Source organism: Gilliamella sp. Occ4-3, assembly GCF_001690675.1.
Taxonomy (GTDB): Bacteria; Pseudomonadota; Gammaproteobacteria; order Enterobacterales; family Orbaceae; genus Gilliamella; species Gilliamella bombi.
In genome coordinates this window covers 1-13,164 of record NZ_LZHR01000067.1, presented here as the reverse complement: position 1 = coordinate 13,164, position 13,164 = coordinate 1, and the positions used below count along the sequence as shown (strand labels likewise).

9 protein-coding genes and 3 pseudogenes are annotated in these 13,164 nt (G+C 33.4%); 8 read left to right on the top strand and 4 right to left on the bottom strand.

Annotated features, from left to right (window positions below):
- Window positions 1-103: 103 nt before the first annotated feature.
- Together A9G44_RS07520 and A9G44_RS13810 are read right to left on the bottom strand one after the other, a co-directional pair.
- Entirely contained in the window at window positions 104-2,029 is a 1,926-nt protein-coding gene (locus A9G44_RS07520; RefSeq protein WP_065610160.1) for an ABC transporter ATP-binding protein, read from the bottom strand.
- A gap of 172 nt (window positions 2,030-2,201) precedes the next feature.
- A pseudogene (locus tag A9G44_RS13810) lies at window positions 2,202-2,415 on the bottom strand (integrase core domain-containing protein); the annotation flags it as partial.
- A gap of 78 nt (window positions 2,416-2,493) precedes the next feature.
- Here A9G44_RS13810 and A9G44_RS07515 point away from each other — a divergent pair.
- Complete coding sequence (locus A9G44_RS07515; RefSeq protein ID WP_065610158.1) at window positions 2,494-3,108, top strand: hypothetical protein; 615 nt, start codon at window positions 2,494-2,496, stop codon at window positions 3,106-3,108.
- 228 nt (window positions 3,109-3,336) lie between these two features.
- On the opposite strand, the pseudogene A9G44_RS07510 reads toward A9G44_RS07515, so the two are convergent.
- Window positions 3,337-3,684 (bottom strand): annotated as a pseudogene (locus tag A9G44_RS07510) (DDE-type integrase/transposase/recombinase); the annotation flags it as partial.
- A gap of 381 nt (window positions 3,685-4,065) precedes the next feature.
- On the opposite strand from A9G44_RS07510, the gene A9G44_RS07505 reads away from it, so the two are divergent.
- The 7 genes and pseudogenes from A9G44_RS07505 to rlmL form a co-directional block, all read left to right on the top strand.
- Window positions 4,066-4,482 carry a hypothetical protein gene (locus A9G44_RS07505; protein WP_065589504.1) on the top strand — a complete coding sequence of 139 codons (417 nt, stop codon included), beginning with the start codon at window positions 4,066-4,068 and terminating at the stop codon, window positions 4,480-4,482.
- Window positions 4,483-4,648: 166 nt separating this feature from the next.
- Window positions 4,649-5,140 carry a hypothetical protein gene (locus A9G44_RS07500; RefSeq protein ID WP_065610156.1) on the top strand — a complete coding sequence of 164 codons (492 nt, stop codon included), beginning with the start codon at window positions 4,649-4,651 and terminating at the stop codon, window positions 5,138-5,140.
- Between the two features lie 433 nt (window positions 5,141-5,573).
- Entirely contained in the window at window positions 5,574-7,694 is a 2,121-nt protein-coding gene (rlmKL, locus tag A9G44_RS07495; protein ID WP_065610154.1) for a bifunctional 23S rRNA (guanine(2069)-N(7))-methyltransferase RlmK/23S rRNA (guanine(2445)-N(2))-methyltransferase RlmL, read from the top strand.
- Between the two features lie 380 nt (window positions 7,695-8,074).
- A complete protein-coding gene (locus A9G44_RS07490; RefSeq protein ID WP_065610152.1) occupies window positions 8,075-9,952 on the top strand; it encodes a PTS mannitol transporter subunit IICBA in 1,878 nt (625 codons plus the stop codon).
- 78 nt (window positions 9,953-10,030) lie between these two features.
- Window positions 10,031-11,194 (top strand): mannitol-1-phosphate 5-dehydrogenase, encoded by a 1,164-nt coding sequence (locus tag A9G44_RS07485; RefSeq protein ID WP_065610150.1) that lies wholly within the window; start codon window positions 10,031-10,033, stop codon window positions 11,192-11,194.
- Between the two features lie 6 nt (window positions 11,195-11,200).
- Window positions 11,201-11,752, top strand: coding sequence for an MltR family transcriptional regulator (locus tag A9G44_RS07480; protein WP_065606636.1), 552 nt, complete (start codon window positions 11,201-11,203; stop codon window positions 11,750-11,752).
- Window positions 11,753-11,904: 152 nt separating this feature from the next.
- Window positions 11,905-12,201 (top strand): annotated as a pseudogene (rlmL, locus tag A9G44_RS07475) (bifunctional 23S rRNA (guanine(2069)-N(7))-methyltransferase RlmK/23S rRNA (guanine(2445)-N(2))-methyltransferase RlmL); the annotation flags it as partial.
- A 271-nt stretch (window positions 12,202-12,472) separates the two neighbouring features.
- On the opposite strand, the gene A9G44_RS07470 reads toward rlmL, so the two are convergent.
- A partial coding sequence (locus tag A9G44_RS07470) for an IS30 family transposase (protein WP_081298289.1) occupies window positions 12,473-13,164 on the bottom strand: 692 nt, incomplete at its 5' end.

Sequence of the window (13,164 nt, the reverse complement as noted above, 5' to 3'; positions counted from 1 at the left end):
AAGGGTTATGTAAAAAATATTATATAAAAACTTTAGGGTAAGGAAACAGCATTATTTATTTTATAACACAAATAAATAATGCTGAACAATACTAACATTTACCTTATGATTTACTTAAAGACTCTAACTGTTCCCATCTTTCAAAAACAGCTTCTAATTCAGCCTCTTTATCTGCCAAAGATTGTAAAATTGGACTAGTAATTTCATGAGTTTGATTAAAAAAGTCACTTTGACCAATTTGTGCTTGTAAATCAGTAATCTCTAATTCTAATTGTTCTATTTTGCTTGGTAATTGTGCCAATTCTCGTTGTTCATTATAACTCAGTTTAACTTTCTTTTTAGCGGTTCGCTCACTACTTTGATTATTAGTAGCACCTAATTCTTTTTTAGGTTGCTCAAGTTTATTAACTGTCGTTACTTTAACTGGTTGTGCCTGCTGCTGTTGTTGCAGAGCATCGGCATAACCACCAGCATAAACACCAATATGGCCTTTTTCTTCAAAAAACCAACATTGAGTGACCACATTATCAACAAATTGCCGATCATGACTAACCAACAAGACAGTTCCTTGATAATCATTTACTAACTCTTCTAGCAATTCTAATGTTTCAATATCAAGATCATTGGTCGGTTCATCAAGTATTAATAAATTGCTAGGTTTTAAAAATAGTTTAGCCAGCAATAAACGATTACGCTCCCCTCCAGACAGTGCTCGTACAGGAGTTCTGGCACGTTTAGGCGGAAATAAAAAGTCCTGTAAATAACCAAGTACATGGCGTGATCGGCCATTAACCATGACCTCTTGCTTACCTTCGGCTAAATTATCCATCACCGTTTTTTCAGGATCGAGTTCGAGACGATATTGGTCAAAATAAGCAGCTTCAAGCTTTGTGCCACAATGCACACTACCTAATGTTGGTGTCAAATTACCCAACATCAGTTTTAATAAAGTTGTTTTACCAATACCATTAGGACCAATCAGAGCGATCTTATCACCACGTAATACTTGCACACTAAAATCATTCACGAGTAACTTATCTTCAACTTGATAAGTTACATTATCAAGTTCAAAAACAATTTTCCCTGAACGTAACGCTTCTTCAATTTGCATTTTGGCATTACCCATGACTTGGCGACGCTCATTATATTCTTGGCGCATTGCTTTTAATGCCCGAACTCGCCCTTCGTTACGTGTACGGCGAGCTTTAATACCTTGCCGAATCCAGACCTCTTCTTGGGCAAGTTTTTTATCGAATTCTGCATTTTGCAACGCTTCAACACGCAATGCTTCTTCTTTACCAAGCAAATAGTTATCATAATTCCCACTCCAAGACGCAATTTTACCTCGATCCAGATCAATAATACGCGTTGCCATTTGACGAATAAACGAACGATCATGGGAAATGAACACAATACTGCCATTAAAACTTTTCAAAAAATCTTCCAACCATTTAATGGTTTGAATATCCAAATGATTGGTTGGTTCATCAAGCAATAAAACTGTTGGTTGACAAACCAACGCTTTGGCTAATGCGGCTTTACGCAACCACCCACCCGATAACGAAGACAACAACGCATCACCATCAAGCGATAATGAAGAAATAACATTACGAATACGGCTATCTAATTGCCAACCATTTTGATGATCTAACTGTTCTTGCATTTTAGCTAATTTATCTAAATTACTTTCGCAAGGATCGAGCTCAACGCGATATGCTAAATCATAGTAATCTCGTAATAACTGTGCTTGTTCGTGTAATCCTTCTGCCACAAAATCAAACACACTACCTTGCACATCACGAGGAGGATCTTGTTGCAATCGTGAAACAATCACATTATTTTCATAAATAATTTGCCCTTCGTCTAATGGCACTTCTTTATTTAAAACTTTAAGTAAAGTCGATTTTCCAGCACCGTTACGGCCAACAAGACAAACACGCTCATTTGGCTCAATAGACATATCGATATGATCAAGCAACGGCGCATCACTAAATGAAAGATAAGCATTGGTAAGATTAATTAATGACATAGTTATTGGTGGTTTTTATTTAGATATTAAGTAATAAAACATTATTCTATCATAAAGTGACCAAAGGCAACTAAAGCAAATACAAAAGATAAACCAATATATAAGAATTACTGGCATTATTTATACTTTCATTGTAACTACCTCAAACTTAGTACACAACTGACGTAGAAAATTAAGCTGCCTGTTTTAATGTTTTATATTTGAACAGTGTCATGTTATTTAATGCCTCATGCGGTCTTTCGGTGTTATACTTCGGTTATTTGCCTTGCTTGCGCTAAGTTGTTAAAAAGATATAAATCGAGTACTTCAGTACGATAGGTACGATTAAATCGTTCAATATAGCCATTTTGGTAAGGGCTACCGAGCTCCATATAATCAATGGCTATATCATGTGGATCGACTACACTAATTCATACAACTTTTTTAATGAGTAAGGTAAATTTATCAGTAAAGGAACATGCTAGATGACACGATTAAAAAAAAATATCGATATTTTGAATATTCTTACTTATAAAATTAAAAGTTGGGATAGAGAAAATGATCTTATAGAACTATCAGAGCTAATATCTGATTTAGAAAAATTTAGTAGAAAAGAAAGATCTTTGTACTATAAAGAGTTTTTTTCCGATGTTGCATTAGCTGAAAAATTAATATACTTGTATAAAAATGAAAATTTAACCAAAGAAACTACTATAAATATAGTATCTTGTATAGGAAATATGACGAAAGCATATAATCTACCTCCCTTAGATAATTTTTTTAATTTTTTTAATGAATTGAAAAATGTTAAGAAAATAGATTACTATGTTTCTTTATTTATTACCAAATTCCCACAGTTTTATATGGAGGATAAAAAATGGGATTATATCTTATCAATTTTAAATATCAGTCCAAAAGCGAAATCAGAAAGAAATTTTTATATTGAAATAAAAAAGATTTTAAATCGTAATGAATGCATTCCAAACAATTATTTAGATAAATTTATAGCCTCTTTTGAAAAAATGTATAATAAAGCTAAAAATGATTTTTACAAAAATGATTATAAGGAAATACTTTTGAAGTTAAGTAAATTAAAATGAATCTTATAAATTATATATTTATATTGGAATCAGAAAGATGGATAGACCTGTAATTGCTATGATATTTAAGTCTTCAGTTGAAGTCAAAGCTAAAGAAATCAGAATTCCAGGGAAATGTGGCGGCGATAAATGAGAAAATTATATTTCCTAAAATACGGTGATCCTCGCCAAAATATTAGACAGTGCCCGCCTCTATCATTTTTCGTTTTGGTAATATTGTTGTTCATATTATTCAGGTGATACCCAGCCATTGGCTGAATGACGGCGTATCCGATTATAATAGATTTCAATATATTCAAATAGTGCTTTATTAGCCAGTTTCCTCGTTTTGTAGTAATAGTCATGAATAATGTGTGTTTTGAGTGTATGAAAAAAACTTTCAACAACCGCATTATCAAAGCACTTTCCTCTTCGACTCATGCTTTGCCTTAGTCCATATTGTAACAATAATTGCTTGAAATCAGCACTGCAATATTGGCTTCCTTGGTCACTATGAATGAGTACATTTTTAGGAAATTGACGCCGAAATAAGGCTTGTTTTAATGTATTACACACTAAATGGCGGTCTATGTAGTGTGGAATGACCACACCTGTTCAAACAACAAAATTAAGGGGTAGCTATTTGTTAAATTCTACCTCAGGCAAATAGCTTAACAAGGCGTTAGTTTTGTTTTCTTATGTATATTCCTTACAGTAGCTTCTCAAATTACTGTAAACAACGCTAGTAAATCCTACAAATAAAGACTATTACACCTTATGATATCAATTTGCATTTAAATTAAGTTTTTATTCAAATAAGCAAGCATCCTAGAAAGAGCTTACCAAATTATGATAGAATCACGTCCCATGATGCAAAATAATGTATTTGTTATAGCAATCATGAAATAAATAGCAAGCAAGCAAACAAAACACCATTATCATGAATAAACATGTAATTCCGATCTTGTTGATAATGTAATGAATACTAATAATAGAGTTATTAAATACCATAAAAAAATGAAAATTACTTTAGTAAGTAAAATAGACGAGAATTTAGTAGAGTTCAAATCTGATTTAGGATGTGGTGTTGCGATTTGGGACAATAGTAAATCATTATCAAACACATATTATAATATTGAATTAGAAATCGATGATTTTTTTGAGTGGGGTAAGAATATAACTCTTGAAAAAATACCTGGGTATGGCTTTTATTTAATTAATAACAACATGTTTTTCAAGGCTAAAGTGATATCTTGTGAAGATACAGGTATTTTAGTTTTGTCACTAGGAAGAGATATTATTTTTATAGAAACATCTGGCACATGCGAAATAAACAGCTATGTATCATTTTTTACAACTTCGGATAATGTTATGTTATTCTCGATAGAACTGTAATATTTAAAAATTGGATACTATAAACTAATTCTGCTATCCATTTCTGCATACTTTACCTGACTCAAGCAAAAAATTATGTTGGATGGCAACAAATTTTTCAGACAATATAAAAATCTACGAATGATTTTGAAAAGTTATTTTGTTCCATGCTGTGTAGCAATAAAAAATGAAAGATAAAGACAAATATTCTATAGAATGGCTCCGCTTAAAAGAGTCTGAAAAAAAATTATTTTCTGCTAAATACTACTTCAAAAAATCAAATCTGTATTTTGATCAATTATTATTTGCTCTTAAAATTCTGTCAGAACAAGGAACAGCACTAAGGTTTGTAAGAGATGAAGATTTTGACGACAAAGAGCTAGATAATTTAATTCCTATTGTCATAGAAATATCAATAGGCGGCAATATAGATCATATTCCAATAGCTAGAGATATATTATTCAAATATAGACATAATAATATTGTAAAGAAAACACTACCAAAAATGGTTTTAAAATATCTCGATTCTTCTGATGATTTCATATATAGAAGAATTGCAGAATTGCTATTAGAATTGAATTACAAAGAGTTAAAAAACTCTTTTATTAACAGATGTAAAAAGAGTGAGAATAAAGATATAGTTGAGATATATAACGATTTTTATGAAAAATATAAATGAAGTTATTCTCATAAAGGAAAACCAATGGCAGGGTTAAAGAATTCTAATTGATGCTTTGCAAAAATTTGATAATTCATATTATAGATTTTGAAAAGAAATAACAAACGCAACTGAAACAGGCAATTTTATTAATTATGTGGATATCTCAAAAGCTACTGTAAATACCAAATTTTTAGCACAAAACTCACGTAGAAAATTACACTGCCTGTTATCGTGTTTAAATTCAATAGGCGTCATATTATAAATATCTTGATGCTTTATTAGATTACATTTTAATTCTTCTACTAAACTAACATTAATTTTCATTACCGCCAAACTTTTCTGATTATTAATAAACTAACCCAATATTCATCTAACTAATATCAGCCTTTATTTCCCACTATTGTAATTAGTCGGTATAATGCCAACAATTTTATTGTTAAGTGAGTTATGCATGAAAACGCTATTTGCCAGTACATCTCGTGGGCTTGAAGAGTTATTAAAAAAAGAGTTAGAACAAATTAGTGCAATTAATTGTAAAATTGCGCAAGGTGGTGTTTATTTTGATGCCGATGACAAAACGCTATATCAATCATTATTATGGTCGCGTTTGGCATCTCGCATTTTACTACCTATTGCCGAGTTCGACATCTATAGCGATTTGGATCTGTACTCTTGTGTGTTTAATATTAAATGGCCAGATATTTTTGCTGTTGATAACTCTTTCGTGATTAATTTTGTTGGCGTAAACGAATTTATCCGTAATAGTCAATATGGTGCGCTAAAGATCAAAGATGCTATTGTTGATCACTTTTTGCGTCATACTAATGAACGTCCTAATGTAGCAAAACAAGATCCCGATATTCGACTTCATGCTTATTTAAATAAAAACCGTGTCACACTATCTTTAGATCTAAGTGGTAATAGTTTACATGAGCGTGGTTATCGAGAGCAAACAGGGAAAGCTCCACTAAAAGAAAGCCTAGCAGCAGCTATTATTATGCGTTCTGGTTGGAAAACAAATGAGCCATTGCTCGATCCGATGTGTGGTTCAGGTACATTACTAATTGAAGCGGCAATGATCGCATCACAAATCCCACCTGGTTTACATCGTAAACAGTGGGGATTTTTTGCTTGGAAAGGCTTTAATCCGACATTGTGGAACAAATTGCTTTTCACCGCAAAACATAACGTATCTAAAACAAACACACCATTTATCGGTTATGATAATAATGCTACAGTACTTGAACGAGCCAAACAAAATGCCCTCCAAGCAGGTGTGGGGGATTTAATTACTTTTTCGATGCAAGATGTGACACAACTCGCCAATCCATTGCCAACTGAAACGGTAGGCATGATCATCAGTAATCCACCTTATGGAGAACGCTTAGAAAGTGAACCTGCGCTTATTGCTTTGCATACGGCACTTGGTCGACAAATCAAACAAAATTTTGGTGGATGGCGATTATCATTATTTAGCGGCGCACCACAGTTATTAGATTGCTTACAAATGAGAGCAGAAAAGCAATTCAAAGCAAAAAATGGCCCTCTCGACTGTATACAAAAAAATTATGTCATTGCTAAGCGTAATACTGAAGAAGCAATCACAAATTCTACTATGCCTGCGGCTGATTTTGCTAACCGATTACGCAAAAATAAACAAAAGTTAGAAAAATGGGCTGCTCAAGAACAACTGGAATGTTATCGACTTTATGATGCAGATTTGCCTGAATACAATGTCGCTATCGATCGTTATAAAGATAAAATAGTGATGCAAGAATACGCAGCGCCAAAAAACATCGATCCACAAAAAACTCGCCAACGGCTTTTTGATACTATAAATGCCACCATGTCAGTGCTTGAGCTTACCGCCGATCAGTTAGTATTAAAAACAAGAGAAAAGCAAAAAGGCAAACAGCAATACCAAAAACTAGGACAAAAACAGGACTATTTTTTAGTCCATGAATACCCGATTAATCAGCGCAAAACCACATTTTGGGTTAATGTGACCGATTATTTAGATACAGGATTGTTTTTAGATCATCGCTTAGCACGAAAAATGATTGGTGAAATGAGTGCAGGAAAAGACTTTCTAAACCTATTTGCCTATACAGGTAGTGCAACGGTTTATGCTGGACTTGGCGGAGCAAAATCAACCACCACGGTCGATATGTCTCGCACCTATTTGGAATGGGCAGATCGTAATTTAAAACAAAATGGTTTAACAGGTAAAAAACATCGATTAATTCAGGCGGATTGTTTGCTCTATTTATCTCAAGCTGATGAGCAATTCGATTTAATTTTTATCGATCCGCCAACATTTTCAAACTCAAAACGGATGAACGATACCTTTGATGTTCAGCGTGATCATCTAAAATTGATGACGGATTTAAAACGTCTGTTAAGACCTAATGGTACTATCATTTTCTCCAACAATAAGCGTGGTTTTAAAATGGATAGTATCGGTATGCAAAACCTAGGGCTAACCTATCAAGAAATTACCAATAAAACGCTATCGCTTGATTTTAAGCGCAATAAACAAATTCACTGCTGTTTTATTGTAAAACATCAATAAACACAAACCGCCATAAGGCGGTTAATTTATTAAAATTATGACAAAATAAAACATTCAACAAAATTAAAAACTTTACTGAGCATTTTTAATCAAAATTAAACCATTTCAGCTGGGTTTGATTTGCTAAATAATATATAAGCAGTAATCACTAATAATAAAATTCAATCTTGTAAAAAAGTTTCAGGAAACTATACGTTTTAGTATATTTTTCTCTTACCACCTTCTAGAAGAGTGATCTTAATCACAAAAATAAAAAATAGACCCATTTTAACAATGTGATACTCATCACACTTATCAATTTTTTTTAATGAATTGAATAACTAAATCCTTCTACAATAACAGCATGATGATTATACAATCAATAAGGAAAGTTTTATATTATGACAAGTTCAAACATCAAATTAAAAGTTCAAAATTTTGGACGATTTTTAAGTAATATGGTCATGCCAAATATCGGCGCATTTATTGCTTGGGGATTTATTACCGCTATTTTTATTCCAACGGGCTGGTACCCAAACGAAACCATTGCCAAGTTAGTTAGCCCGATGATCACTTACTTATTACCACTGTTGATTGGTTATACTGGCGGTAAATTAGTTCACAGTGAACGAGGCGCCGTTGTCGGTGCAATTACGACAATGGGGGTCATTGTTGGTGCAGATATTCCGATGTTCTTAGGTGCTATGATAGTCGGACCACTTGGTGGCTGGGTAATAAAACAATTTGATAAAACCATAGACGGAAAAGTCAAAAGTGGCTTTGAAATGTTAGTCAATAATTTTTCAGCTGGTATTATTGGCATGCTACTTGCGTTGCTTTCTTTTTTTGCAATTGGACCTTCTGTCGTTGTTGCATCAAGTAAATTAACTCTTGCTGTTAATTTCCTAGTTGAGCATAACTTACTACCTTTAACTTCAATTATTATTGAACCTGCCAAGATTCTTTTCTTAAATAATGCAATTAACCACGGTATATTCTCACCATTAGGTATTCAACAAGCAGCAGAGCATTCTCAATCTATTTTCTTTTTAATCGAAGCAAATCCTGGTCCTGGATTAGGTTTATTACTTGCTTATATGTTGCTTGGTAAAGGTTCTGCAAAAAGTTCAGCCAGTGGTGCAGCAATCATTCATTTCTTTGGGGGAATTCATGAAATTTATTTCCCATATGTATTAATGAACCCTCGCCTTATTATTGCAGTGATTTTAGGTGGAATGACTGGAGTATTTACTTTAACACTATTTGGTGCCGGTTTAAGTTCACCAGCATCGCCAGGATCAATCATCGCCGTTCTTGCGGTCACTCCAAAATCATCAATGTTTGGCGTAATTATTTCTGTCATTGCAGCAACAATGGTTACTTTTATCGTTTCCGCTATTTTATTAAAAACCACCAAAGAAGCAGATAAAAGCCTTGAAGAGGCAAAATCGAATATTTCTGCAATGAAAAATAAATCAAAAGGAATTGTAAATGGTACACTTGATCTTACTAAAGTTAAAAAAATTATAGTGGCTTGTGACGCAGGAATGGGCTCAAGTGCTATGGGCGCAGGTGTATTACGTAAAAAAGTTCAAGATGCAGATTTGGATATTTTTGTCACTAATGTAGCAATTAATAATCTGCCTGATGATGTTGACATTGTTATTACACATAAAGACTTAACCGATCGAGCAAAACAACACGCACCAAATGCACATCATATTTCATTAACTAACTTTTTAGATAGTCAATTATATAGCCAACTCGTGGCGGATCTTTTAAGCTCTCAAGCAAATAATGAAGCAAGTGAAACAGTGCCTATAAGCAATCAATCGACTGATAATATTCCCCTATTTAAATTATCACAACAAAATATCTTTTTAGGGTTAACCGCTAAAAATAAAGAAGAAGCAATTCGTTTTGCAGGGCAAAAATTGGTTGATAATGGTTATGTCACACCAACTTACATTGAAGCAATGCTAGAGCGTGAAAAATTAACATCAACTTATTTAGGAGAATCAATAGCCGTTCCACATGGCACTATTGAATCAAAAGACAATGTTATTAAAACTGGTATCGTATTTTGCCAATACCCTGCTGGGGTTCAATTTGGTGATGAAGAAGATGATAAAGCAAAAATTGTGATTGGTATTGCTGCTCACAATAATGAACATCTTGATGTCATAGCAAAACTGACTAATGCATTAGATGATGAAACTATTATTGCAAAATTAGCAACGACAAATAATATTGAAGAAGTTTTAGCAATACTAAGTTAACCTATTTCTATTTCCCGCTTTACACGGGAAATAGAGTGAAATATTTCAAATTAAATTATAAAGTTAAGGATTATTATTATGCAAGCACTACACTTTGGCGCAGGTAACATTGGACGAGGTTTTATCGGCAAATTACTATCTGATGCTGGTGTACAAGTTACATTTGCTGATGTCAATCAGGAAATTATTGATGCCATCGCCACTCGTCATGAATATCAGGTAAATGTTGTTGGCGAGCAATCCACCACTGAGATAGTTAAAAATGTTGATGGAATTAATAGCACCTCTATTGAAGTGATCGATTATATTGCCAGCGTTGATTTACTCACCACTGCCGTTGGTCCACAAATTTTAGCGCGTATTGCTCCAACGATTGCCCAAGGAATTATTGCAAGACATAATCGAGGTAACAGTAAGCCACTTAATATTATTGCTTGTGAAAACATGGTACGAGGTACCAGCCAATTTAAACAAGAAATCTTTAAAGAGCTACCAGAAGAAATTCAGCAATGGACAAACACCCATATCGGTTTTGTCGATTCTGCAGTGGATCGTATTGTACCACCTGCAACATCAAAAACAGGCGATATACTAGAAGTGACTGTTGAGACTTTCTCGGAATGGATTGTTGATGAAACACAATTTGTAGGCATTATTCCAACCATTAAAGGCATGCAACCCGTTGATAATTTAATGGCTTTTGTGGAACGTAAGTTATTTACACTTAATACTGGTCACGCAATAACTGCTTATTTAGGATTTTATAATGGTATTGGCACAATACGTGATGCAATTCTAGATGAACGTATTCGTTTAATTGTACGCGGAGCCATGGAAGAGAGCGGGTTAGTACTTATCAAACGTTACAATTTTGATGAGCAAAAACACATGGCATATATTGAAAAAATATTATCCCGCTTTGAAAATCCTTATTTACAGGATGATACTGCACGTGTTGGGCGTCAGCCAATTCGTAAATTAGGTGCAGACGATCGTTTAATAAAACCATTACTTGGCACCTTTGAATATCAAGTTAAAAACACTAACTTACTAATTGGAGTTGCTGCTGCGCTTAACTATCGTAATAATGATGATGAGCAAGCAGTTAAACTAGAAAAACTCATTACTGAAAAAGGCGTTAAACAAGCTTTTTGTGAAATCTCTAGTATTGACGTTAATAATTCTATTGTTATGAAGGTTGAAGAAATTTATACTGCAATGCAAGATCATCAATTTGTCTAATTCTCAATGCCAGAATCGATATTACAAGAAGATATAATATTAGAAAAACTCAACCAGCAAGCTGATATTCACAGCTTGCTAAAAGTTGCCATTAAATTAATTAATGATAATGTCATCAAATTGATTCTTAAAGTCTTCCGAAAAGAGCCTCACGCCATTAAATTTGTTATTCCCTCATTGGTGGGTAAAAATGGACCTCTCAATGATACCTCAGTGTGCCTAAAACTGCTTTATGTGTTGGGTATTATTTCTCGTGAGGATTACGAAGATATAGAGCTACTGATTGCTGTTTTGGACGAACTAGAGCTAGACGACAAACAATACACTTATTTAGATGATGAAATTTTAGGTCCTATTAGCTTATTACATGATATGGTATTACCACCAAGCTGGGAATCGCAACACGAAAAAGTAAAACAATCAGGTATTGTCGATACTTTAAAATCTTCCATTTACCAAAATCGCTATCAACAAATGATACGCTCGGCACTCATCATCGCTATCACAGAGTTAACGGTTCGAATCATTAATAAACAAAAGATTGACTATTTTCCATAATAATATTGATTGTATATTTTGTTGATACGTTAAATTTACTCTGCTCGTCACTTATATCTATTTAAAGAAATGATTCGCAATTTAAAAAAAATAATTTAACGAGTAAAAACATCGATTAATTTAGGCGGATTGTTTTGCTCTATTTATCTTAAGCTGATGAACAATTCAATTTAATGTTTATCTTTCCGCCCACATTTTCAAACTCAAAACGGATGAATAATACCTTTGATGTTCAGCGTGATCATCTAAAATTGATGACGGATTTAAAACGTCTGTTAAGACCTAATGATACTATCATTTTCTCCAACAACAAGCGTAGTTTTAAAATGGATAGTATCGGTATGCAAAACCTAGGACTAACCTATCAAGAAATTACCAATAAAACGCTATCGCTTGATTTTAAGCGCAATAAACAAATTCACTGCTGTTTTATTGTAAAACATCAATAGACGTAGCTGGAAAACAGCTAGGTAGAGTATTAATTTTATTAATGTTTTTTCAACAACACCAAAAACAAAAAATTAAATAAAATCAATACGCTACCTGAACGATTTTATAGAAATACGAAAAATAAAACAAAATAGCTAATCCATCCGAATATCAATATAGAAATGATCACTGAAGTTTATAACACCTGAAACCTGTAATTCTAAATATTTAAAAAGAATTCATTTGGATATTCACCTAATTTTATTTAATTTTTCAACAAAACTTAATCACCTAGATTACACCATGAAGTGCAATTCTTCTTAACTCCTTAGAATAAAAATCGGCAGGGCTTTTAAACTTATGCCGTTTTCTTGGGCGTGTGTTCAATAGATATTGTATTTTCTTTATCTGTTTGTCGTCAACTAATGAAATGGCCGCTGACTTAGGTATAAACTGACGTATTAAGCCATTGGTGTTTTCATTTGTGCCTCTTTGCCAGCTTTTATAAGGCTCCGCAAAGTACACGGTAGTATTTAAATAATGCTCAATAGCATGATGATAATTAAATTCGGTTCCATTATCAAAGGTGATGCTTTTAACCATTTTTTTAAACGGCGTTAGCAATTTTATTATCATATCTCTCGTTTCGGAGGCGGTACGTTGATTGAGGCGCCCAATTAATACTAGCCCTGTTTTGCGTTCAACTAATGTCACCAATGCTTGCTTGTCTTTACGGCTAATAATCGTATCGCCCTCCCAATGTCCTTGCGTTTTCCGACTTTCTACATAACTTGGACGTTGTTTAATTGACCGTTTATATCGGCGGTCTCCTTCTTTAATACTCGGTGCCTTACAATGCCTATAGGCTTTGCCTTTTCGCCTTAGATAAGGTTTGAATTGTTCATAGCGCGCTTTATTTTGATAAAGATAGTTATAGATTGATTGGACGCTGACTTTCTTTAAACGTGCAGCAATCTGCTCTG